The 22058-nt window shown below is 72.7% G+C and carries 20 protein-coding genes; 12 read left to right on the top strand and 8 right to left on the bottom strand.

The features are described from left to right. Positions 1 to 8 precede the first annotated feature (8 nt). From ACFYYW_RS40630 to ACFYYW_RS40610, 5 genes are all read left to right on the top strand, one after another. Positions 9 to 1169 (top strand): acetyl-CoA acetyltransferase, encoded by a 1161-nt coding sequence (locus ACFYYW_RS40630; protein ID WP_387657720.1) that lies wholly within the window; start codon positions 9 to 11, stop codon positions 1167 to 1169. 3 nt (positions 1170 to 1172) lie between these two features. Next, positions 1173 to 1619: a Zn-ribbon domain-containing OB-fold protein gene (locus ACFYYW_RS40625; protein WP_387657686.1), complete on the top strand. Its 447-nt coding sequence runs from the start codon at positions 1173 to 1175 to the stop codon at positions 1617 to 1619. 851 nt (positions 1620 to 2470) lie between these two features. Beyond that, positions 2471 to 3211, top strand: coding sequence for a GntR family transcriptional regulator (locus tag ACFYYW_RS40620; RefSeq protein WP_352363150.1), 741 nt, complete (start codon positions 2471 to 2473; stop codon positions 3209 to 3211). A 265-nt stretch (positions 3212 to 3476) separates the two neighbouring features. After that, positions 3477 to 4013, top strand: coding sequence for a GNAT family N-acetyltransferase (locus tag ACFYYW_RS40615; protein ID WP_352319881.1), 537 nt, complete (start codon positions 3477 to 3479; stop codon positions 4011 to 4013). A 168-nt stretch (positions 4014 to 4181) separates the two neighbouring features. After that, a complete protein-coding gene (locus ACFYYW_RS40610; RefSeq protein ID WP_387657682.1) occupies positions 4182 to 4862 on the top strand; it encodes a copper homeostasis protein CutC in 681 nt (226 codons plus the stop codon). A gap of 18 nt (positions 4863 to 4880) precedes the next feature. On the opposite strand, the gene ACFYYW_RS40605 is transcribed toward ACFYYW_RS40610, so the two are convergent. The 5 genes from ACFYYW_RS40605 to ACFYYW_RS40585 all read right to left on the bottom strand — a co-directional run bounded on the left by ACFYYW_RS40605 (position 4881) and on the right by ACFYYW_RS40585 (position 11163). Beyond that, on the bottom strand, positions 4881 to 5993 hold the full coding sequence (locus ACFYYW_RS40605; protein ID WP_387657679.1) for a DUF6986 family protein: 1113 nt from the start codon (positions 5991 to 5993) through the stop codon (positions 4881 to 4883). An 8-nt stretch (positions 5994 to 6001) separates the two neighbouring features. Continuing rightward, positions 6002 to 7324, bottom strand: a complete 1323-nt coding sequence (locus tag ACFYYW_RS40600) for an FAD-dependent oxidoreductase (protein WP_387657677.1) — start codon at positions 7322 to 7324, stop codon at positions 6002 to 6004. 173 nt (positions 7325 to 7497) lie between these two features. Then, positions 7498 to 9015: an AMP-binding protein gene (locus tag ACFYYW_RS40595; RefSeq protein WP_387657674.1), complete on the bottom strand. Its 1518-nt coding sequence runs from the start codon at positions 9013 to 9015 to the stop codon at positions 7498 to 7500. A 16-nt stretch (positions 9016 to 9031) separates the two neighbouring features. Then, entirely contained in the window at positions 9032 to 10099 is a 1068-nt protein-coding gene (locus tag ACFYYW_RS40590) for a hypothetical protein (protein WP_387657671.1), read from the bottom strand. Next, positions 10096 to 11163: an LLM class flavin-dependent oxidoreductase gene (locus ACFYYW_RS40585; protein WP_352319869.1), complete on the bottom strand. Its 1068-nt coding sequence runs from the start codon at positions 11161 to 11163 to the stop codon at positions 10096 to 10098. Before ACFYYW_RS40585 ends, ACFYYW_RS40590 begins: the two co-directional genes overlap by 4 nt. A gap of 101 nt (positions 11164 to 11264) precedes the next feature. Between ACFYYW_RS40585 and ACFYYW_RS40580 the strand changes: the two genes are divergently transcribed. Then, complete coding sequence (locus tag ACFYYW_RS40580; protein WP_387657668.1) at positions 11265 to 11750, top strand: hypothetical protein; 486 nt, start codon at positions 11265 to 11267, stop codon at positions 11748 to 11750. Positions 11751 to 11756: 6 nt separating this feature from the next. On the opposite strand, the gene ACFYYW_RS40575 is transcribed toward ACFYYW_RS40580, so the two are convergent. After that, positions 11757 to 12728 (bottom strand): acyl-CoA dehydrogenase family protein, encoded by a 972-nt coding sequence (locus ACFYYW_RS40575; protein WP_387657665.1) that lies wholly within the window; start codon positions 12726 to 12728, stop codon positions 11757 to 11759. 133 nt (positions 12729 to 12861) lie between these two features. On the opposite strand from ACFYYW_RS40575, the gene ACFYYW_RS40570 reads away from it, so the two are divergent. Then, positions 12862 to 13533 carry a hypothetical protein gene (locus ACFYYW_RS40570; RefSeq protein WP_387657662.1) on the top strand — a complete coding sequence of 224 codons (672 nt, stop codon included), beginning with the start codon at positions 12862 to 12864 and terminating at the stop codon, positions 13531 to 13533. A 140-nt stretch (positions 13534 to 13673) separates the two neighbouring features. Further along, the gene (locus ACFYYW_RS40565; protein WP_387657660.1) at positions 13674 to 15416 is read left to right on the top strand and encodes a proline--tRNA ligase; all 1743 of its coding nucleotides are present in this window, start codon (positions 13674 to 13676) and stop codon (positions 15414 to 15416) included. Positions 15417 to 15658: 242 nt separating this feature from the next. On the opposite strand, the gene ACFYYW_RS40560 is transcribed toward ACFYYW_RS40565, so the two are convergent. Further along, on the bottom strand, positions 15659 to 16147 hold the full coding sequence (locus ACFYYW_RS40560; RefSeq protein WP_387657657.1) for a ferritin-like domain-containing protein: 489 nt from the start codon (positions 16145 to 16147) through the stop codon (positions 15659 to 15661). A gap of 26 nt (positions 16148 to 16173) precedes the next feature. Next, positions 16174 to 16692 carry a hypothetical protein gene (locus ACFYYW_RS40555; RefSeq protein ID WP_387657654.1) on the bottom strand — a complete coding sequence of 173 codons (519 nt, stop codon included), beginning with the start codon at positions 16690 to 16692 and terminating at the stop codon, positions 16174 to 16176. 320 nt (positions 16693 to 17012) lie between these two features. Between ACFYYW_RS40555 and rimP the strand changes: the two genes are divergently transcribed. From rimP to infB, 4 genes are all read left to right on the top strand, one after another. Then, positions 17013 to 17507 carry a ribosome maturation factor RimP gene (gene rimP / locus ACFYYW_RS40550; RefSeq protein WP_352319856.1) on the top strand — a complete coding sequence of 165 codons (495 nt, stop codon included), beginning with the start codon at positions 17013 to 17015 and terminating at the stop codon, positions 17505 to 17507. Between the two features lie 12 nt (positions 17508 to 17519). Beyond that, positions 17520 to 18524 (top strand): transcription termination factor NusA, encoded by a 1005-nt coding sequence (gene nusA, locus ACFYYW_RS40545; protein ID WP_352319854.1) that lies wholly within the window; start codon positions 17520 to 17522, stop codon positions 18522 to 18524. Further along, complete coding sequence (locus ACFYYW_RS40540) at positions 18508 to 18807, top strand: YlxR family protein (RefSeq protein ID WP_352319852.1); 300 nt, start codon at positions 18508 to 18510, stop codon at positions 18805 to 18807. The genes nusA and ACFYYW_RS40540 overlap by 17 nt, the downstream gene beginning before the upstream one ends. A 125-nt stretch (positions 18808 to 18932) precedes the next feature. After that, positions 18933 to 22046 carry a translation initiation factor IF-2 gene (infB, locus tag ACFYYW_RS40535; RefSeq protein ID WP_387657649.1) on the top strand — a complete coding sequence of 1038 codons (3114 nt, stop codon included), beginning with the start codon at positions 18933 to 18935 and terminating at the stop codon, positions 22044 to 22046. The last annotated feature ends 12 nt before the right edge of the window (positions 22047 to 22058 follow it).

Here is a 22058-nt window from a genome sequence, read left to right as displayed (position 1 = left end):
CCAAGCGCTTGCTTGATTTTCGGGACGTGACCGCCATCGCGGGGATCGGCTACACCCCCTTCACCAAGAACTCGGGCGTCAGCACCCTCACCCTGGCCTGCCGGGCCGTCCTGGCCGCCCTCGACGACGCCGGCCTGCCCCCGGACGCCGTGGACGGCCTGGCCACCCACCGCGTCGGCGACTCCGCCCCGCCCTCCCTGGTGGCCCCCGCCCTCGGCCTGCCCGACCTCGCCTGGCACCTCGACCAGTTCGGCGGCGGCAGCGTCTCGCACGCCGTCGTCGGCCAGGCCGCCCTGGCCGTGGCCACCGGGATGGCCGAGACCGTCGTCTGCTACCGCGCGATCAACGCCCGTTCCGAGTTCCGCATGGGCGGCACCGGGCGTGGGGTGCCGGTCAGCCCCGAGGTCCAGTACCAGGCCCCGTACGGCTACGTCGCCCCGCCGCAGCAGTACGCCATGTACGCCCGCGCCCACATGCTGCGGTACGGCACCAGGCCCGAGCACTTCGGCCGCGTCGCGGTCACCCAGCGCGCCAACGCGGTCAAGAACCCGCGGGCCCTCATGCGCACCCCGATCACGCTGGAGGACTACCTGGCCGGCAGGTGGATCGCCGAGCCGTTCCGCCTCCTGGACTGCTGCCTGGAGACCGACGGCGCCTGCGCCCTCGTCGTCACCACCGCCGAACGCGCCCGCGACCTGCGCCGCCACCCCGTCCTGATCTCGGCGGCGGCCTGGGGCGGCGGCACGTCCCACCTGTCGGGCACGGGCCCGGCCGATCCCACGGTGACCGCGGCCGCCGCCCTGGCCCCCCGCCTGTACACGCAGGCCGGCCTCGGGCCCGGCGACGTGGACGTGGCCGAGATCTACGACTGCTTCACGTACTCGGTGATCGTGCAGCTGGAGGACTACGGCTTCTGCGCCAAGGGCGAGGGCGGCCCGTACGTGGAGTCGGGCGCCACGGCCCCGGACGGCGAGCTGCCCGTGAACACCCACGGCGGCTTCCTGTCGGAGGGGTACGTGCACGGCGTCAACCACGTCGCCGAGGCGGTCGCCCAGCTCAGGGGCGAGGCCGGCGACCGGCAGGTGCCCGGCGCCGAGGTGGCGCTCTCGACCGCCCAGCCCGGCTACATCCTGCCCGCCACCTCCGCGCTGATCCTCAGGAGGTCGTGACCCATGCCCTACGGTCCCCGCCCCGAGCCCGACCGCGACTCCGCCGAGTGGTGGGAGCGCCTGGCGCGGGAGGGGTTCGCGGTGCAGCGCTGCGACGGCTGCGGCACCGCGCGCTTCCCGGCGCGGGCCTTCTGCCCGTCCTGCCGGGGCGAGGCGTGGCGGTGGCTTCCGGTGCCGGCCGAGGGCGTGGTCGAGAGCTGGATCGTCAACCGCCGGGCCTTCCTGCCGGGGGCAACGGAGGAGCCGTACGTCGTGGTGATGGTCCGGCTGGACGCCGTGCCCGGCTGCCTGGTGCACGGGAACTGGCGCGGCGCCGCGCCCGAGCCGCTGCCCGGCCAGCGCGTACGAGGGGTGCGCACGCGCGTCGACGACCGGCTGACCCTGCTCGACTGGGAGCCCCTGGACGGGGACGCGGATGCCCATTCGCCCGAGCGCACATCCTCCCGCTGATCGGTCCGGAGCCGGACTTTCGATTCGTACCGGAAAATCCCACCAGTCCCACCATTGCGAAGGTGCCTACAGGTTGGCCCGTGAGGGTTGATGATGAAGCTGAGGCGTCAACCATGGAGGCGACCCGGACGTGGCGGCGTACGTGTGCGGTAGCGACTCGGCGACAGACGTGACACCGAGGTCACGACCGCTGACTCCTGCCGCCGGCCCGGGCCCGCGTCGGACGGCGCGCAGCCCTCCGGGCGCGGGGGCGGTACGGCGGCGCAAGACAGGTCCCTCTCGGAGGAAGGCGCGTCCTGGCGGGCGTGGGGGACCCGCCAGGACGCGCTTCCTGCCCCGTGCGCGGCGACGCCAGGACTCCGGCGAGGGATGGAGTCCTAAGCCGCGAGTTCGCGCACGGAGTCGGTGGGGGTGTGCGAAGGCACGTGCCGCCGGTGACGAACGGTGCTGCGTCGAGCCGCACCGACAGGGTCATCGATGGGGTGCGTGACGGGGGCGCCACCCTCCTCGTTCCAGACAAAGGATCCGTCTATGCACCACACGGTCAGTTCGGTCGACACCGAGAGCACGGACAATGCCTTTCCCTTGCTCTGGTGCTTGTGGGAGAACCCGTCGCGGCGCAACGCGTAACGCAGTAAACGAGTTGCTTCGCGGGGGTCCTGCCAGGGCAGGAACGGCGTGTCCGAGTGAACCGGCAACACTTGGCCTCCACCCCCTCACCGGCCTTTAGATGGATTTGTACCAACGAATGGATGATGGGCCGGTCGAGGGGCTTCGGTCAAGGGGTTGTGGCCTGCTAGAACCAGATCGTCTAAATTGTTGGAACAAAAGGGGTGAAAGTGGCAAGGTCGGTGCTGTATCAGCAGGTGGCGGCGGAATTGCGTCGAGCCATCTACTCGGGTGTCCTCGGCCCCGGGGCGCAGCTGCCGACCGAGGCACAGCTCATGGAAGACCACGGGGTGAGCAGGAACACCGTCAGGCTGGCTCTCGGGGAGCTCGTCAACGAGGGGCTGGTCACGCGCACGCCGAGGCGCGGCACGGTGGTCCGCGACCGCAGGCCGCTGCTCATCTACCCGCAGCGCGAGCTGGAGCCGCAGCCCACCGGTGAACTGAAGGAGGCCTTCGCCTACGCCGTTGCGCAGGAAGGCCGGGCGCCGAGCCAGTACATTGAAGTGCTGACGGTTTCTCCCGTCGAGGAGATCGCCAGCAGGCTGGAACTGGCCGACGGAGAGCTGGCGGTCGTGCGTCGCCGCCTGCGGTTCGTCGACGGCCAGCCGTACAACACCAACGACTCCTACTTCCCCCGTGATCTGGTCGCCGACTCCGAGATCGCCAGGCCCGGAGACATCGCGCGCGGGGCGAACAGGGTTCTGGAAGAACTCGGGCACGCGCAGATACGCGTCGTCGACGACATCTGGGCCCGCATGCCCAACCAGGAGGAGGCCGAGCGCCTCCAACTCGAACTCGGCACGCCAGTCATGGTCTACGTCCGAGTCGGATACGACGGGGCCGACATGCCAGTGCGTGTCGCTGTGTCGGTGCTGCCCGCCGACAAACATCTGATCAGATACGAGCTCGATCGTCGCCGCTGACGGGCTCGGTTGAAGGGGTGATCCCGCCGGCCGGGCGCAGCGAGAAAGCCGCCTCGCTGGCCTAGGGGAGTCGTGCATACTCCCCTAAATCGCCATTTATCCATATATATCGGGTTGAGGACCCATATCGCCCCTGCGCGACATTGCGTCATCACGCTGTGTGTCGGCACGGGCACCCAACGCATCGAAGGGCTGTATTATGCACACAAACACCCTCCTTCACCCCCTCGCACTCCGGCGCGCGGAGCCCTCGGACCTTCCCGGCGTGCTCCGGCTTCTCGCGGACACCGCCGAGTGGCTGCACACCCAGGGAGTGCGGCAGTGGCCGCGGCAGGGATTCGGCCCCGAGCGGATCGAGCCGCTCATCGAGGAGCGGGTCCTGTACCTGCTCGACGACGAACTGCGCTATCTCGACCCCGACGTCCAGGCCCCGCCCGTGGCGACCATCGCCCTCGACGGCAACGCCGACCCGGAGTTCTGGACCCCGGCCGACGACCCGGGGGCCGCGCTCTACGTCCACAAGCTGGCCGTGGCCAGGCCGTGGTCCGGCAGCGGGCTCGGCGACGCGCTCCTCGACTGGGCCTGCTCCGCGGCCCGTTCCGCCGGGCTGCCCTGGCTCCGGCTCGACTGCGCCAAGGCCAACCCGCGGCTGCAGGAGTACTACCGCATGCGCGGCTTCCGGCACGTCCGCACGGTGGACCTGCCGCACCGCTCGTCCGGGGCCCTGTTCCAGCGGCCGTCGCGCGACCTGACCACGACGGCCTTCCGTGACCTGACGGTCGCGGAGCTGATCAGCGCCTAGCGAACCCCTCTGGCCGGATCCGGTCCGGAAGGCGGCCGGGTCCGGCCGGTGGTCGCGCGCCGTCTCGCGCCAGGCGGCAGGTCACCTCGCCGGCATGTACCGCCGCGGCCCCGATGGGCACGTGCGTTTCCGGCGCAAGTGGACAGAGCGCCATATAACCTCTTTGCCATGACCGGATCCCTCCTTGAGGTGATCGCGCTCAATGTGCGCGACGCCGTGGCCGCCGAGCAGGGCGGCGCCGACCGCCTGGAGGTCGTCGCCGACATGGCGGCCGACGGGCTCACCCCTGCACCGGAGACGGTCGCCGCGATCGCCGCGGAGTGCCCCCTGCCCCAGATGGTGATGCTCCGCTGCGCGGCCAACTTCACCGCCGACCCCGAGGTCCTGGAGCGGCTGCGCCGCGACGCCAAGGCGCTCGCGCAGGCCGGCGCGGCCGGGTTCGTGTTCGGCTTCCTGGACGGCGCGGGCGTGGTCGACCTGGCGGCCACCGAGGCGCTCATCCACGCCGTCTCGCCGCTCCCGTGGACCTTCCACCGCGCGGTCGATCACGCCGCCGACGTGCAGGCGTCCTGGCGGGCCGTGCGGCTGCTGCCCAACCTGGCCACCGTGCTCACCTCCGGCTCGCCCCAGGGCGTCGGCGCCGGGCTGTCCACGCTCAGGTCCAGGGCCGAGGCCGGCGACGGGTCGATCATCCTGGCCGGCGGCGGGCTCAAGCCCGCGCACGTGCCCGACCTGCTGGACTACGGCATCCGCGCCTTCCACGTGGGCTCGGCCGTACGGGCGAGCTGGACGGACCCCGTCGAGTGGCGGCTGGTCCGGCAGTGGCGCTCCCTGGTCGAGCGTGACTGAGCCCTCCCGCCACGGCCCTCAGGGGCCCAGGGCCGCGTCGGCGCGGCGGAGGGCGGCGGCCAGCGTCCTGACGGTGGCCGGCTCATCCATGACGCCGCCCCCGGCCGCCCGCCGCTCCTCCCAGGCCCGTACGCGCTCCCGGTAGGAGTCGTAATGGGCCAGGTGGAAGGCGTAGACGGTGGCGAACCTGCTGACGAGCTGCGCCGGATGCATGTCCCAGCCCTGGTGGAAGCCATGGGCCAGGGAGTGGCCGACCAGCCGGGCGTGCCTGCCCCACAGGGCGTGGACGTCGTCCGCCCGGTCGGAGGCGGGCCCGGCGGCCAGCGAGCCGTCGGACAGCTCGACGCCCGTGCCCGCGAACGCCGTCTGCATCACGTGCCTGGCGTGGTCGCAGGCCGGATGGTCGAGCCGCTGCTCGTGCGGCGGCAGGCCGATGGCGGCGGTGTAGTCGAACACGCCGAAGTGCGCCGCGGCCAGCCGCCCGCCGAGCGTGCCGGACAGCTCGGCCCGCAGGAAGGGCAGCGTCTGGGGAGCCTCCACCTGCATCTCGAAGCGCAGCCCGGCCAGGCCGAGCCGCGCCTCCAGCCGTTCCAGCACGCCCGCGAACTGCCCGAGGTACTCCTCCATCAGCACCTTCGGGAACGTCACCGTGAACCCCGCCGGCAGCTCGCCCGCCCGCTCCAGCACCGCGGCCAGGAAGCCGCCGAGCGTGCGCACCGACCTCGCCGGGTCGCCGTCGGCGAACGACTTCACCCGCAGCCCCCACCGCCGCGGCAGGGTCCCGGCGGCGTGCAGGGCGGCCACGGCCCGCGCGGCCCGCTCGGCGTGCCCGTCCTCCTCCTCGGGCGGGCGCACGCCGTAGCCGTCCTCGAAGTCGATCCGCAGGTCCTCGACCGGCTCGCGGGCCAGCTTGCCGAGCACCCGGTCGCGCACGCCGGGTGCGAACGCCTCCAGATGGGCCTCGGCCAGCGACAGCGCCCGCCCGCCCCACTCGGCGACGGTCGAGGCGGAGAACCGGTCGGCCGGCACGTAGACGGTGTGGACCGGCTGCCAGCCCGGCTCGGCCATGGGGTACCGAGCCTGCTGCGCCGCGTGGACCTCGGCGAAGCCGGGCACGGGCTCGTCGTGCACGTACGGGCTCATTCCCGGTGGGCGCAGGCGCGGAGCATGGTGTCGACGCCGACCAGTTTGACGCGTTCGCCCCGGCCGAGCGACCTGGCCAGCTCGCCCTCGGCCCGTTCGATGGCCAGCCAGTCGTCGTAGGTCACCGGCCGCACGCCCCGCTCGGCCAGCAGCGACTCGACCGTCGGCCGCGACGCCGGCGCACCGCCCTCCGGCGACCCGCCCTCCAGGTCGGCCAGCAGCGTGCGGACCGTCTCGGCGGCGTCGGACTTGTTGGTGCCGATGACGCCGGTCGGCCCGCGTTTGAGCCAGCCCGCCACGTACTCGCGCGGACGCACCCGGCCCGCCTCGTTGGGCACGGTCATGGTCCGCTCGGAGAACGGCACGCCGGGCAGCGGGACGCTCTGGTAGCCGACCGAGCGCAGCACCATGCCGACGGGCAGCGTCTCGTACTCGCCGGTGCCGACGACGCGGCCCTCCTCCGACAGGCGGGTGCGTTCGAGCCGGAGCCCCTCGACCCGGTCGGCGCCCAGGATCTCCACCGGCCGCAGCCAGAAGCGCACGTCGAGGCGGCGCGGCCGGCCCACGGGCTCGCGACCGGCCCACGACTGCAGGACCTTGATGTTGCCCTGGACCTGGCGCGGGAAGTCGGCGCCGAGCACGGCCGCCTCGTCGGGGCGCACGCAGACGTCGGCGTTGGCCAGCTCGCCGAGCTCGCGCAGCTCCTTCAGGGTGAACTTGGCGTGCTCTGGCCCGCGCCTGCCGACCATGTGGATCGCCTTGACCTGGCTCTGGCTCAGCCGGTCGAGGACGTCGTGGGGCACGTCGGTGTGCCGCAGCTCCTCGGCGGTCTTGGCCAGCACGCGGACGACGTCGACGGCCACGTTGCCGACGCCGATCACCGCGACCTCGGAGCTGTCCAGCGTGAAGCGGCCGGGATCGACGTCGGGGTGGCCGCAGTACCAGTTGACGAAGTCGGTGGCCGCCACGCTGCCCGGCAGGTCCTCGCCGGGGATGCCGAGCCGCCGGTCGACCATCGCGCCCGTGCAGTAGACGACCGCGTCGTAGACGCCGAGCAGGTCCGCGACGGAGACGTGGTCGCCCAGCGTGACGCCGCCGAGGAAGCGCACCTGGGGCAGTTCGAGGACCTTGCGCAGGTAGTTCGCGATCGACTTGATCGAGGTGTGGTCGGGCGCCACGCCGTACCTGACCAGCCCGTACGGCGTGGGCAGCCGTTCCAGGACGTCGACCAGCACAGGCCCGGCCGACTGCTTGACCAGCGCCTCGGCCGTGTAGATCCCGGCCGGGCCCGACCCGATGACCGCCACGTGCAACGCCACGCTGCCTCCTCATGCCGGTGAAGGTGCGACGCGGAGGACGCGTCCCTGGAGGTGCAACCGGCCCGTGTGCTCGATGTATCCCCGGTCGCCCGCGGGTGAACCCGTCTCCCGTGAATACCCCTCCAACCGGATTCTCGCTCACGGGACCCCGCATGGCAGCCCCTGAAACGCCGCTATCCGGCGACGGCCCGCGCGCGCAGGGCGAGCTTGTCGACCTTGCCGTTGACGTTGACGGGCAGCGCGTCCACCACCTCGACGCGCTTGGGCACCTTGTAGTTGGACATGTTGGCCTTCGCCCAGGCCAGCAGCGCGCCGGCGGTGACGCGGGCGTCCGGGCGGGGCACCACGTACGCCACGCCGGCCTCGCCGGAGACCGGGTCGGGCACGCCGACCACGGCGGCCTGGGCCAGCGAGCCCTCGCGCAGCAGGAGCGCCTCGACCTCGGCGGGGGAGACGTTGAACCCGTTGACGATGTAGAGCTCCTTCTTCCTGTCCACGATGGCGAGGTTGCCCGCCTCGTCCAGCACGCCGACGTCGCCGGTGTGCAGCCAGCCGTCGGCGTCGATCACCTCGGCCGTCCTGGCGGGCTCGTCCCAGTAGCCGCGCATGACGCCGTAGCCGCGTTGCAGGATCTCGCCGCGCCGGCCGGGCGGGACCTCCTTGCCGTCGTCGTCCACGATCTTGACCTCGATGCCCGGGACGGCCCTGCCGGTGGTGTTCGCGATCACGTCGATGGGGTCGCCGGCCCGGGTCATGGACACGACCGTGCCCTCCATCAGCCCGTACGCGTTGATCATCCGTTCCAGGCCGACCCGCTCGGCCAGCCGGGTGATCAGCGTGGCGGGCACGGAGGCGGCCCCGCAGATGGCCACCCGCAGGGAGGAGACGTCCCAGTCAGCGCGGTCCAGCTCGTCCAGGATCCGGGCGAACAGGGTGGGCGGCCCGGCCAGGATCGTCACCTTCTCGGCGGAGATCAGCGACATCAGGGCGTCCGGCGAGAACACCGGGATCGGCAACATCGTGGCCCGCCGCAGCACGCACGCGACGAGCCCGGCGTTCAGCCCGAACCCGTGGTTGAACGGCGCGATCACCGGATAGCGGTCGTGCTCGTCCAGCGTGACGATCTCCGCCCAGTCCCAGTAGCCGCGCAGGACCTGGGCGTGGTCGAGCATCACGCCCTTCGGCGTGCCCGTGGTGCCGGACGTGGACATGATCTCGCACAGGTCGCCGGGCCCGACCGCCAGCGCCCGTTCCTCGGCCGCCCGTCCGCTCACCCCGCCCGCCTCCAGGCTGCCGGCCGCGCGCACGGTCACCCGGGCGTCCATGGGCGGAAGCAGGCCGGCGAGCGGCGGATCGCCGACGATGACGACCTTCACCCCGGTCCGGTCGATCAGCCCGGCCGCCTCGATGCCCTTGTACCGCGCCGACAACGGCACCAGGACGGCCCCCGCGTCCCAGACGCCGAACGCGTGCCGCACCCATGACGCCGAGTTCGGGCCCCAGATCGCCACCCGGTCGCCGGGCTCCACGCCGAGGGCGATCAGCCCCCGGGCGACCTCGGCGGCTCCCGCCCTGAGCTCCGACAGCGTGACACGCGCGCCGCCCTCGACGACCGCGACGGTGTCCGGATGGCGTGCGGCCTGGTCGCGCAGCATGCGGGGGAGCGTCCCCCAGTCGGGCATCGATGCCATCGGCTACTCCGTCGCGCTAGCTGACGAGGGCCCTGTCCCGGCCGAGATGGTGGCCGCGCCGGTCGTCCACCGTGCCGGGCACGGGGGTCTCCTGGACGTCCTGGGCGATGCGCACGTCGATCGAGATCGGGGTCAGGGCGCGCACGGCCTGCTCGATCCGCGACCGCCACATCGGGTTCCTGACCAGGCTCTCCCGGCCGAACGAGACGGTCAGGGCGGCGGCGTCCAGGGTGCCCTGGCGTTCGACCGACAGCTCCCAGCCAGTCACGCCGTCGATCTTCGACAGCGCCTTCTCGACCCGCGGCAACGCCAGCCACACGCCCCTGACCAGCACGTGGTCGCCGACGGTGTGCGCGGGCGCGGGCAGTTCTGAGCCGCCGGCCCTGGCCACCAGGCCGGTCCTGAGCACGGCGTCGCCCAGCGTGGAGTGCCCGGACGGCGTGAGGACCAGCTCCGCCAGCGCGTCCTGCGGGCCGGCCAGGTCGTCCTTGGTCAGCGAGGCCAGGCCCAGCACGCCGTCCGCGAGCGGCGTGAGCGGCGCGTCCTCGGCGGCCCTGAACGCGAGCGCGGCCCCGCCGAACGGGCTGGCGAGCACTTCGGTGACCGCGCAGCCGAACTCGCCGGCCAGATGTCCCATCGTGCGCCTGGAGGCGATCTCGCCGGTCAGGACGATGTGGTCGAGCCCGAGGTCGAGCGGGTCGAGGAGGAACTCCAGGTGCAGGCGGGCCAGCAGGTCCATCGCGCCCGTCGGGGTGCTGACCAGCGTGGTCGCGCCGAGCGCGGTCAGCGCGTGGTGCAGGCGCAGGCGGCCGCGCGGCCCGACGGCGGCGGCGGCCCGCGCGACCTGCGCGGCGGCGGCGGCCCACAGCGCGCCCGCGGGCTCGGCGAGGGCCACCACGACCCGGTCGCGCCCGCCGACCCCGGCCGCGCGCAGCGCCGCGGCGGTGAGCCCGGTCGCGGCGGCGGCGTCCTCGGTGCCGAGCGGGAACACGCTGGACAGGTCGGGCGCCGCGAGCAGCAGCCCTTCGGCGGAGCGTGCGGCCGAGGCGAGGTCGTCGCGGGTCAGCCAGCGGGCGGCGGTCAACGGGCCACCTCGTTCATGAACAGCGTCATCGACTCGCAGACCCGCTCGTGGGCCAGCCCGCCGACCTGCGCCTGGATGATCAGGTCCGTGGCGCCGGCCTCGGCGATCCTGGCCAGGGCCTTGCGCGAGCCCTCGACGTCGTCCACCACGACCATGAGGTGCTCGCGCAGGGTGGCCATCGCCTCCTCCGGCGGCATCCCGGCGGCGAGCTGGCCCAGCACGCGGTGGGTGGCGTGCCGGGCGTCGTAGTAGTCGGGCGGGGTGACCAGGTTGACCTGACGGCGGATGTACCACAGGACGGCGTCGGCGGCGGTGGCGGTGGCCTCGTCCCGGGTGGGGGCGGCGAACCAGGGGATCATCAGCGCCACGCGCCGGGAGGCGGGGTCGAAACCGCTCTCGGCCAGGCACTCCCGGTATTTCGCGATGTCGGCGGCGACGTCGTCGATGCCCTTGAGCATCGTCATGCCCAGCAGGTTGTAGCCGTGCCGGGCGGCGGCCAGGTAGCCCTCCAGCGAGGTGGAGGCCACCCACACGGGCGGGTGCGGCTCCTGGACCGGACGCGGGTAGACGGCCACGTCGGGGATCTCGAAGAACTCGTTCGACCTGCTGATCGGCTCGCCGTCGGCGCGCCAGATGGCGAGGGTGGCCTCCAGCGAGTCCTCCCAGATCTGCCGCGACTTCTCGAACGGCCGCTGGAAGGCCTGGTACTCCAGGGGGGAGGCGCCGCGTCCGGTGCCGAACTCCACCCGGCCGCCGCTCAGCACGTCGAGGGTGGCGACCCGCTCGGCGGTGCGGATGGGCGACTGGAACGGCAGCAGCACCACGCCGAGCCCGAGGTGGATGCGCTCGGTGCGCTGCGAGATGGCCGCGAGGACCAGGTCGGGGGCGGAGGAGTGGGAGAAGCCCCTGGTGAAGTGGTGCTCGACGAACCAGGCCGTGTCGAACCCCAGCCGATCGCCGAGGACGACCTGCTCGATCACGTTCTGGAACGCCTGTCGTTCGACCCCGCGGGTGCGGCCGCGGACCTCCAGTTCGTACCCCAGGCTGATCCGTAGGGACGTCATCGCGCCTCCGGCGAAAGTAGTGAACCAAGCGCTCGCTTGGTAGAGCGTATCAGGGCCGAACACTTGCGGGAAGGGCGCGCCGCCGATCAGAGTGGTTGCTCGTGAGGCGAAAGCACGCGCTGCGGCGGTCGAAGGACGGCACGTTCCACGACTATGGCCACGACCATGGCGACGACGGTCCCTCGCTCCCCGACGCGCGCGGTTACGAGGCTTTCGGCCGGGTCATGGCCGCCCTCGCGACCGAGGCCGACGTCATCGAGTCGTGCCGCGACCTGACGTGGTGGCGCGGCGCCGACCGGAGCTGGCACATCGAGTGGCGCGACGGGCCGTACGCCTCGGAGGTGGCCGCGCTGCTCGCCGGCCAGGTCGGCGACGCGGGCGGCGCGCCGCTCACGGCCGCCGGCCCCGCGGGCGCGGGCTCGGCGGTGCTGGAGGTGCTGGGGGTGCGCTTCGAGCTGCGCGCGATCGACCCCATGGGCCGGGCGCGGGTGCGCGCGCGGCCGGGGTTGTGGCGGCTGGCCGAGGCCCTCGACACCACCCGCCGCACCAACACCCGCCACCCGTGGGAGGAGCTGCTCGGCGGCTGAGCCGCCTCACGCCTCGCCGAAGACGTGCGCGGCCAGGCGGGCGCGGTGCGTCCGCGGCGGGCACAGGAGCTGGGCGTCGGACGTGGCCCGCTTGAGGTACCGGTGCGCCGGATGCTCCCAGGTCACCCCGATCCCGCCGTGCACCTGGATGTTCTCGCCCGCCGCCGTCAGGTAGGCCTCCGCGCAGTACGACCCGGCGACGGCGGCGAAGACCTCCGTCTCCGGTCCCGACGCCGCCTCCGCCGCGGCCCGTGCCGCCGAGCGGGCCGACTCCACGAGCAGCAGCACGTCGGCCAGCTTGTGTTTGATCGCCTGGAACGAGCCGATCGGCCGGCCGAACTGCCGCCGCGAGCGCGCGTACTCGGTGGCCATCTCCAGGCAGCGCGCCGCGCCGCCGGTCTGCTCGGCCGCCAGGGCCGCGATCCCGAGGTCGCGTACGCGGGCCCAGGACGTCCCCGGGCCCAGCCGTCGTACGGGTGCGCGGTCGAAGGCCAGGGAGGTCAGGGGGCGGGTCTCGTCCATGGTCGGGTATGCCGTCCGCCGCGTCGGCGCGGCCTCCACCAGGTGCTCGCCGGTGTAGACGAGCACGATCTCGCCGTCCAGCGCGTACGGCACCGTGCCCGAGAGCCGGTCGTCGGCCAGCACCAGCTCCCCGTCGCCCGGCAGCACGACGGTCGCGGTCGCCGCCCCCGAGGCCAGCTCCGGCAGCAGCCGGGCCCGCGCCTCCTCGTCCCCGTCGGCCATGAGCGCCCCGACGGCCAGCACGGCCGACTGCAGGAACGGGTGGGGTGACAGCGCGCGACCCAGCTCCTCGGCCACGGCCGCCGCCTCGGCCGGGCCGCAGCCCGCGCCGCCGTACCGGTCGGGCACGAGCAGCCCCGCCCCGCCCACGTCCCGCGCGAACGCCTGCCAGGTCGCGTCCGGCCGGTCGGCGAGGTAGGCGCGGACGACGGCGCCGAGCTCATCGGAGAGGGTCATCCGAGCATCGTAAACCAAGCGATTGCTTGCCTTAGATTCGGATGACCGAAATTTGCCTTTTGTGGATGGATACATAATCTGGATGCGGTCATCCCTAGACATTTCCGGGGGAGGGATTGACCAGGGAATGAAGATGAACCACACCGCGATCGAGTACGCCGACTTCGCCGAATGCGACCGGCGTCTGCGCCGCATGGAACGCCATGTGCTGGCGGCCTTCCTGGCAGGACTGGCCGTCGGCCTCGTCGGCATGTTCACCGCCGGCAAGGGCCCGGAATGGCTCGGCCAGCTCTACGACCCGTACGCCTACCTGACCCTCGCGCTGGTCGTGGGCGCCACCGCGTCGGGGTTCGGCTGGGCGCTGCTGACCACGTTCCTGGCGGCCGTGTCCACCGTGGTCGCGGCCATGGGCGCGGGCGCGTTGCGCGGTATGGACGGCTTCGACGTCATCGGCGGCGGCGTCGCCGGGCTGAACTGGACGGTCGGCCTGCTCGTCGGCCTCGGCCTGCTCGCCTACGTCACCCGCAGGCGGGACCGCTGGGGCGACCTGGCCGCGGGCGCGATCGGCGCCCTGCTGATCGCCGACGTCGTCGACCGGGCGACCCCCGGCTTCATCGACAGCGAGCAGTCGTTCTGGCCCGGGCCCGCCACGGTGGTCGCGCTGCTGGCCGTGGCCCTGGTCGTGGTGCTGCGCAGGAACCGGCGGGCCCGCGTGCGCGCCCTGGCGGTCTCGGCCGTCTTCGCCGGCCTGTTCACCCTGTGCCTGGGCGTCTTCGTGGGCGGCTGGCTGCCCCTGTCGGCCTGAGCCGGCGTACCGGCCGCGGGTGGCCATGAGCCCGGTGATCCGGGCCGATCAGGACCCGCGCCCGATTAACGCCGCGCGGCGCGGCTCCCCGAGTCGATAGCCTGTAATCCTTCAGATCCAGGCCCGAGCAAGGAGTAGCCGTGTTGCTGCGCATGTCGTCGTTGTTTCTTCGCACCCTGCGGGACGACCCGGCAGACGCGGAAGTGCCGAGCCACAAGCTCCTCGTCCGCGCCGGCTACGTCCGCCGCGTGGCCCCCGGCATCTACTCGTGGCTGCCCCTCGGCAAGCTGGTGCTGGAGAACGTCACCAGGATCGTCCGCGAGGAGATGAACCGGATGGGCGGCCAGGAGGTGCTCTTCCCCGCCCTGCTGCCCCGCGAGTACTACGAGGCCACCGGCCGCTGGACCGAATACGGCGACACCCTGTTCCGGCTCCAGGACCGCAAGGGCGCCGACTACCTCCTCGGCCCCACGCACGAGGAGCTCTTCACCGACATGGTCAAGGGCGAATACTCCTCGTACAAGGACTACCCGGTCACGCTCTACCAGATCCAGACCAAATACCGCGACGAAGCCAGGCCCAGGGCCGGCATCCTGCGCGGCCGCGAGTTCCTCATGAAGGACTCCTACTCCTTCGACCTCGACGACGACGGCCTCAAGCGCTCCTACGAGCAGCACCGCGAGACCTACATCCGCACGTTCGACCGGCTCGGCATCCAGTACAAGATCGTGTTCGCCACCTCGGGCGCGATGGGCGGCTCGGCCTCCGAGGAGTTCCTGGCGCCGACCCCCACCGGCGAGGACACGTTCGTCGCCTGCCACTCCTGCGGCTACGCGGCCAACGCCGAGGCCGTCACCACCACCGCGCCGCCCGCCCGCGACCTCGACGGCGCCGCGCCGATGCGGGTCCTCGACACGCCCGACACCCCGACCATCGAGTCCCTGGTGTCCTACGTCAACGAGCGCCACGGCCTGTCCGTCACCGCCGCCGACACGCTGAAGAACGTCGTCGTCAAGGTCACCACCCCCGGCTCCGACAAGGTCGAGACGCTGATCGTCGGCGTGCCCGGCGACCGCGAGGTCGACTTCAAGCGCCTGGAGGCCGCGCTCGCGCCCGGCGAGCCCGCCATCTTCGAGGCCGCCGACTTCGCCGCCCACCCCGGCCTCGTCCGCGGCTACATCGGCCCGCAGATCCTGCGCGAGCTCGGCATCCGCTACCTCGTCGACCCCCGCGTCGTCACCGGCAGCTCCTGGGTCACCGGCGCCAACGAGCCCGGCAAGCACGCCGTCGACGTGGTCGCCGGGCGCGACTTCGTCCCCGACGGCACGATCGAGGCCGCCGAGGTGCGCGCCGGCGACCCCTGCCCCCGCTGCGGCTCCCCGCTGTCCATCGACCGCGGCATCGAGATCGGCCACATCTTCCAGCTCGGCCGCAAGTACGCCGACGCCGCCGGCCTCGACGCCCTCGGCCCCGACGGCAAGCCCGTCCGCATCACCATGGGCTCCTACGGCATCGGCGTCTCGCGGGCCGTGGCCGTCATCGCCGAGCAGGCCCACGACCAGCTCGGCCTGGTGTGGCCGCGCGAGGTCGCGCCCGCCGACGTGCACATCGTCGGCACCGGCAAGGAGAACCAGGTCGAGGCGGCCCTCGAGCTGGCCGGCGAGCTGGAGGCGCAGGGGCTGCGGGTGCTCGTCGACGACCGCGCCCAGGTCTCGCCGGGCGTCAAGTTCAAGGACGCCGAGCTGCTGGGCGTGCCCACGATCGTGGTGATCGGGCGCGGGCTGTCGCAGGGCGTCATCGAGCTGCGCGACCGGGTGACCGGCGTCAAGGAGGAGATCCCCCTCGCAGAGGCCGCCACCCGCATCCTGGCCGCCTGCCGCTGACCCATCCCCCCGCGGGCCGCCCGCCCTCCGCGGGGGCGGTCCGCGGTCCCGGCTCCCGTGCGGGGGTCGGGCCGCTGTCCCGGCTGTCGTGATGAGACCGGTCCGCCGTCCCGGCTCCCGTGCGGGGGCCGGGCCGCTGTCCCGGCTGTCGTGATGAGACCGGTCCGCTGTCCCGGTTCCTGTGGCGGGGCCGGGACGCCGTCCCGGCTTCCGCTTCGGGCGCCGGCCCGTTCGTGGTGTCGTCAGCCGCCGGAGCGGGACGGGGCCGGCGTGGGAGGCGGCGTGGGGGGCGGAGTGCTGCCCGGCATGCCGGGGAAGGCCGCGGGCGGGGCCGGCTGGAAGGCGTAGGCGCGGGTCGCCGACTCCTGCATGGCCAGGGCGGCGTACTTGCGCAGCGCGGGGTCGCCGGCGGCGGCCAGCTCCAGATAGGCGGCCGTGACGCCGTTCTCCACCTGCACGGCCAGCCGGGCGGCCTGCGCGGCGCCCGTGGGCACGTACGGCAGCGCGTAGGAGGGCTCCGACTCGCTCGGCCGGCCCCCGCGGCCGACGATCAGGTTGCGCAGCTGGTCGCGGCGGGCCCGGTGGGCCTCGTACGCGGCGCCGGTCAGGTCCCGCAGGGAGCCGGTCGTGCGCGCCCCCAGGAGCCCGTAGGCGAACACGGCGGCGTGCTCGGCGGCCAGAGCCTTGCGCAGCTTCGCGACGTCGTCCCCGTCCATCAGGGCGCTGTTCATCCCGATCCCCATCATCCCGATCCCGTTCACGACGACTTGGGCAGCGACACGGCGTGGACCGCCTCGCACGCCCCGATGCTGGCGAGGAGCTGGGCCACGCCGGGCGACAGGCCGGCGAGCTGACGGGGCCGCTGCCCCGCGGCCCGGCGCTCGACGTCCCGCAGCCGTGACAGCGTGGGCCTGGGGGACTGCGACGGCGTGGCGCCGGGCGACGCGCCCGGCGATGCGGACGCGGAGACGGCGGGCGAGGAGACGGCGGGCGAGGAGACGGGCGGCGGGCCCGCGGGCAGGTACTTGCGCAGCTCGGCCAGGTGAGCCTGGTGCCGGGCGCGGAAGGGCTCCAAGGAGTCGGCGCCGCCCGCGATCAGCGCCGAGTAGAGGGCGACCGTGCGCTCCTTGTCGGCGACCACCTGCCGCAGCAGGACGGTCTCGGGCGAGTCGGGCGCCGGGGTCGCGGGCCCGGCGGGCCCCGAGGCGCTGCAGGCCGTCAGGGCGGCCGCTCCGCCCGCCAGCACGGCTCGCCTGGAGAGGTGACGCGGGCGCACGGGCTTGGACCTCCGGTGACTACGGACCCGGTGACGAGGGACCCCAGTGACCGGGGCGCCGACGGCGACGGCTCCAGGTGACTGCGGACGCAGATAGCATCGTACGGGCTGGTGCCCGGGAACGCCGTCAGGCGGCGCCCCACCACTCGCCCCGCCACTCGCCTCGCCACTCGACCCGCCACTCGACCACGACGAGTGGCGCTCTCCCCGTGCCTCCGTACAGATAGGGTGTCAACTGTCGTCGCTGGCTGCGCAGCCAGACGGCGGAGAGCCAGTGGCGAGGTCCGCCCGGCTGAGACATGACAATAGGGGAGGTCGATATGGGCAGCGCATCACCCCGCGACCACCTGATGAAGCTCCTGGAGCCTGTGGTCGGCGCGGAGGGCCTCGATCTGGAGGACGTCACGGTCACCCAGGCGGGCAAGAGGCGGTTGCTGCGCGTGATCGTCGATCGCGACGGCGGCGTGAGCCTCGACGACATCGCCGACGTGAGCCAGGCCGTCTCCACGGCGCTCGACGAGGACGACGTGATGGGACAGGCCGCCTACACCCTTGAGGTCTCCTCTCCGGGCGTCGACCGCCCGCTCACCGAGCCGCGCCACTGGCGCCGCGCCGCCAAGCGGCTGGTGAAGGCCGAGATGAGAGACGGCACCGTGGTGGAGGGCCGTGTTCTGGCGGCGGACGAGAGCGGCGTCGACCTCGACGTCGCCGGCTCCGCCCGCCGGCTTGATTACCAGGACCTGACCCGAGGCCGGGTGCAGGTGGAGTTCCGCCGGATCGACGACACCGACGACGTCGACGGCGACGAAGGCTAAGGGGGAAGCCTCGTGGACATCGACATGAGCGTCCTGCGCAGCCTGGAGCGGGAGAAGGACATCTCCTTCGACCTGGTCGTCAAGGCGATCGAGGACGCGCTGCTGATCGCCTACTTCCGCACCGAGGGGGCGGCGCCCAAGGCGCGCGCCGAGCTCGACCGCGGCAGCGGCCACGTCACGATCTGGGCAGCCGAGCTCGACGACGAGGGCGACGTCGTCAGGGAGTTCGACGACACTCCGGGCAACTTCAGCCGGATCGCCGCGACCACCGCCAAGCAGGTCATCCTGCAGCAGCTCCGCGACGCCGAGGACGAGATCAACTTCGGCGAGTTCGCCAGCCGCGAGGGCGAGCTGGTCTCGGGCGTGATCCAGCAGGGCAAGGACCCGCGCGTGGTGCTGGTCGACCTCGGCAAGATCGAGGCCGTGCTGCCGCACGCCGAGCAGGTCCCGGGCGAGGACTACGTGCACGGCGAGCGCATCCGCGCCTACGTGGTGCAGGTGAAGAAGGGCCACAAGGGGCCGTCGGTGACGTTGTCGCGCACCCACCCCGGCCTGGTCAAGAAGCTCTTCGCGCTGGAGGTGCCCGAGATCGCCGACGGCACCGTGGAGATCGCCGCGGTGGCCCGCGAGGCCGGCCACCGCACGAAGATCGCGGTCCGCTCGCGCAAGCCGGGCGTCAACGCCAAGGGCGCCTGCATCGGCCCGATGGGCTCGCGCGTCCGCAACGTGATGACCGAGCTGCACGGCGAGAAGATCGACATCATCGACTGGTCCGAGGATCCGGGCGAGTTCGTCGGGAATGCGCTGTCACCGGCCCGTGTTTCCCATGTCGAGGTTCTCGATCTCGAAGGACGGGTCGCACGGGTGACGGTCCCCGACTACCAGCTTTCGCTGGCCATCGGCAAGGAAGGGCAGAACGCCCGGCTTGCCGCAAGGCTCACCGGATGGCGTATTGACATCCGGCCTGACACACAAGCCGAGGATGCCGCCGGTTCCGTAGATGCGTCAACACGGTAAGCTGGAATATGGTGGCCACGCGGCCCCACAGCGCACCTGTGTGGGCTGCAGGGTTCGCACGGCAAAGTCCGAGCTGCTCCGCCTGGTGCGGATCGAGGACCATCTGGTCCCTGATCTGCGAGGACGGCTTTCTGGCCGCGGTGCATCGCTGCATCCGTCCTTGAGCTGTCTGGAGCTCGCCGAGCGTCGCCGAGCGTTCCCGCGCGCGTTCCGCGTGCCGGGACCGCTTGACAGCTCGCGTGTGCGGGCACACCTGGAGGAGGAATCACGAAATGTCATGTAGGACGCCGAGTTGATGGGCGGAGTCAGATTGCTATGAGCGCCTGATGAGCACGCGGCGATGAAGACGTCAAGTTAACGACGGTCCGGACGGCACAGCCAGCCTCCCGGGCCGAGTAAGGGAGTGCAGTGGCGAAGGTCCGGGTATACGAGCTCGCTAAGGAGTTCGGCGTAGAGAGCAAGGTCGTCATGGCCAAGCTCCAAGAGATGGGGGAGTTCGTCCGTTCGGCGTCCTCGACCATCGAGGCGCCGGTGGTCCGCAGGCTCACCGAAGCTCTGGGCGCATCGAAGGGTGGGCCCTCCAGGGGCGGCGGTTCGTCGTCCAACAGGCCGCAGCCGCCCAAGGCTGCGCCCCGTCCGGCAGAACACCAGGCCGGCAACGGCGCCGCGGAGGCGCCGACCCCTATTACTCCGCGTCCAGGTCCGGCCCCGAGGCCCGGCCCGCGTCCCGGCCCCGCGGGCGGCGCGCAGCCGCGTCCGCCGGTGCCGATGCCCCACCAGCCGCAGCAGCAGCCCGAGGCGGCGCGCGGCGAGACCTCCGGGGCGCCGCAGGCCCGCTTCGAGAGCGCGGCCGGTTCCGGCGCGCCCGCCCGTCCGACTCCGGGGCCGCGTCCGGGTCCCGCCGCCCGTCCGGGTCCCAAGCCCGGTCCGGCGCCGCGTCCCGGGCAGCCTTCCGGTGGTGGCGGCGGCGGCCAGCAGCAGGCTCCGCGTCCGGGTGCGCCCGCAGGCGGCGGCCCGCGTCCCGGTCCCGGTCCCAAGCCGGGTCCGCGTGGCCCGCGTCCGGGTAACAACCCGTTCTCGTCCAACGCCAGCGGCATGGGCCAGTCCCGTCCGCCGCGTCCCGGCGGCAACCGCGACGGCGGCGGCCCCGGTCAGCGCGAGCGTCGTGAGGGTCCGCCGCGTGACGGCGCGATGCCGCGTCCGCCGCGTCCCGGTGGCGGCGGCGAGGCCGGTCCGCGTCCTGCGGGTCCGCGTCCCGGTCCGCCCGGTGCGGCCGGTCCGCGTCCGGGTCCCGGCGCCGGTGGTCCGCGTCCCGGTGGGCCGCGTCCCAACCCGATGATGATGCCGCAGGGTCGTCCTGCCGGTCCGGGCGGTGGCCCGCGTCCCGGTGGCGGCGGCGGTGGCGGTCGTCCCGGCGGCGGTGGCGGCGGTGGCCGTCCCGGCGGTGGCGGCGGTCGTCCCGGTGGCGGCGGCGGCTTCGCCGGTCGTCCCGGTGGCGGCGGCGCCGGTCCCCGTACCGGCACCGGTGGTCCCGGTGGCGGCGGCGGTGGCTTCGGCGGTCGCCCGGGTGGCGGCGGCCGTGGTCGCGGCGGTGGCACGGCGGGCGCGTTCGGGCGTCCCGGCGGCCGTCCCGCGCGTGGTCGTAAGAGCAAGCGTCAGAGGCGCCAGGAGTTCGACAACATGTCGGCGCCGGCGATCGGCGGTGTGCAGGTCGCTCGCGGCAACGGCGCGACGATCCGCCTGCCGCGCGGCGCGTCGCTGTCCGACTTCGCCGACCGCATCGGTGCGAACCCCGCCTCGCTCGTGCAGATCATGCTGCACCTCGGCGAGATGGTGACCGCGACCCAGTCGGTCAACGAGGAGACGTTGCAGCTCCTCGGCGCCGAGCTCGACTACAACATCCAGGTCGTCAGCCCGGAGGAGGAGGACCGCGAGCTTCTCGAGGCCTTCGACATCGAGTTCGGCGAGGACGAGGGCGACGAGGCCGACCTGGCCGCGCGTCCGCCGGTCGTGACCGTCATGGGTCACGTCGACCACGGTAAGACCAAGCTGCTCGACGCCATCCGCAAGACCAACGTGGTGGCGCGCGAGGCCGGTGGCATCACCCAGCACATCGGTGCCTACCAGGTCGCCACGACGCACGAGGGCGAAGACCGCAAGGTCACCTTCATCGACACCCCGGGTCACGAGGCGTTCACCGCCATGCGTGCCCGAGGCGCCAAGTCCACCGACATCGCGGTGCTGGTGGTCGCGGCCGACGACGGTGTGAAGCCGCAGACGATCGAGGCGCTCAACCACGCCCAGGCGGCCGACGTGCCGGTCGTGGTCGCGGTGAACAAGGTCGACAAGGAGGGTGCCGACCCCAACAAGGTCCGCGCCCAGCTCACCGAGTACGGCCTGGTCGCCGAGGAGTACGGCGGCTCGACCCTGTTCGTCGACATCTCGGCGAAGAACGGCACGGGCATCGACAACCTCCTCGAGGCGATCCTGCTCACCGCCGACGCCGAGCTCGACCTGCGGGCCAACCCGACGATGGACGCCCAGGGCATCGCGATCGAGGCGCACCTCGACAAGGGACGCGGCCCCGTCGCGACCGTCCTGGTCCAGCGCGGCACGCTGCGCGTGGGCGACTCGATCGTGTGTGGCGAGGCCTTCGGCCGCGTCCGCGCGATGCTCGACGACAACGGCGACCCGGTCGAGGAGGCCACGCCGTCCCGTCCGGTCCTGGTCATGGGTCTGACGGCCGTGCCGAGCGCCGGTGACAACTTCATCGTCGTCACCGACGACCGGATGGCCCGCCAGATCGCCCAGCAGCGCGCGGCGCGCAAGCGCAGCGCCGACATGGCGAAGTCGAGCCGTCGCCGCACCCTCGAAGAGCTGTTCAGCGACCTTGAGAAGGGTCGCGTCGACGAGCTCAAGCTCATCATCAAGGGTGACGTGTCCGGTTCGGTGGAGGCCCTGGAAGACGCCCTGCTCAAGATCGACGTCGGCGACGAGGTCAGGCTCCGTGTCCTGCACCGCGCGGTCGGCGCGATCACCGAGTACGACGTCAACCTGGCCGTCGCCGACGACAACGCGGTCATCATCGGCTTCAACGTGCGCCCCGAGCCTCGGGCGCGCGACCTGGCCGAGCGCGAGGGCGTCGACATCCGCTACTACTCGGTCATCTACCAGGCGATCGAGGAGATCGAGGCGGCGCTCAAGGGCATGCTCAAGCCCGAGTTCGAAGAGGTCCAGATGGGCACCGCCGAAGTCCGCGAGGTCTTCAAGGTGCCGAAGATCGGCAACGTCGCCGGTTCGCTGGTCCGCTCCGGCACGATCGTCCGCAACAGCAAGGCCAGGGTGATCCGCGATGGCGTCGTCATCGCCGACAACCTGACCGTCTCGTCCCTGCGTCGCTTCAAGGATGACGCCACCGAGGTCCGCGAGGGCTTCGAGTGCGGCATCGGTGTCGGTTACAACGACATCCGGATCGACGACACGATCGAGACGTTCGAGATGCGGGAGAAGCCGCGGGCCTGACCCGCGGCCGGG

Origin of the sequence: Nonomuraea sp. NPDC001831 (genome assembly GCF_042892035.1) — a bacterium.
GTDB lineage: Bacteria > Actinomycetota > Actinomycetes > Streptosporangiales > Streptosporangiaceae > Nonomuraea.
Note: the sequence above shows the minus strand (reverse complement) of the source record. Positions and strands in the feature narration are given on the sequence as shown.

What these genes read in the sequence shown, in the direction of transcription:
- ACFYYW_RS40570 (WP_387657662.1), top strand. Translation starts at nt 12,862, where the DNA reads ATGAACCACACCGCGATCGAGTACGCCGACTTCGCCGAATGCGACCGG.
- ACFYYW_RS40585 (WP_352319869.1), bottom strand. Translation starts at nt 11,163, where the DNA reads ATGACGTCCCTACGGATCAGCCTGGGGTACGAACTGGAGGTCCGCGGC.
- ACFYYW_RS40540 (WP_352319852.1), top strand. Translation starts at nt 18,508, where the DNA reads ATGCGTCAACACGGTAAGCTGGAATATGGTGGCCACGCGGCCCCACAG.
- rimP (WP_352319856.1), top strand. Translation starts at nt 17,013, where the DNA reads ATGGGCAGCGCATCACCCCGCGACCACCTGATGAAGCTCCTGGAGCCT.
- ACFYYW_RS40595 (WP_387657674.1), bottom strand. Translation starts at nt 9,015, where the DNA reads ATGGCATCGATGCCCGACTGGGGGACGCTCCCCCGCATGCTGCGCGAC.
- ACFYYW_RS40560 (WP_387657657.1), bottom strand. Translation starts at nt 16,147, where the DNA reads ATGAACAGCGCCCTGATGGACGGGGACGACGTCGCGAAGCTGCGCAAG.
- ACFYYW_RS40575 (WP_387657665.1), bottom strand. Translation starts at nt 12,728, where the DNA reads ATGACCCTCTCCGATGAGCTCGGCGCCGTCGTCCGCGCCTACCTCGCC.
- ACFYYW_RS40625 (WP_387657686.1), top strand. Translation starts at nt 1,173, where the DNA reads ATGCCCTACGGTCCCCGCCCCGAGCCCGACCGCGACTCCGCCGAGTGG.
- ACFYYW_RS40610 (WP_387657682.1), top strand. Translation starts at nt 4,182, where the DNA reads ATGACCGGATCCCTCCTTGAGGTGATCGCGCTCAATGTGCGCGACGCC.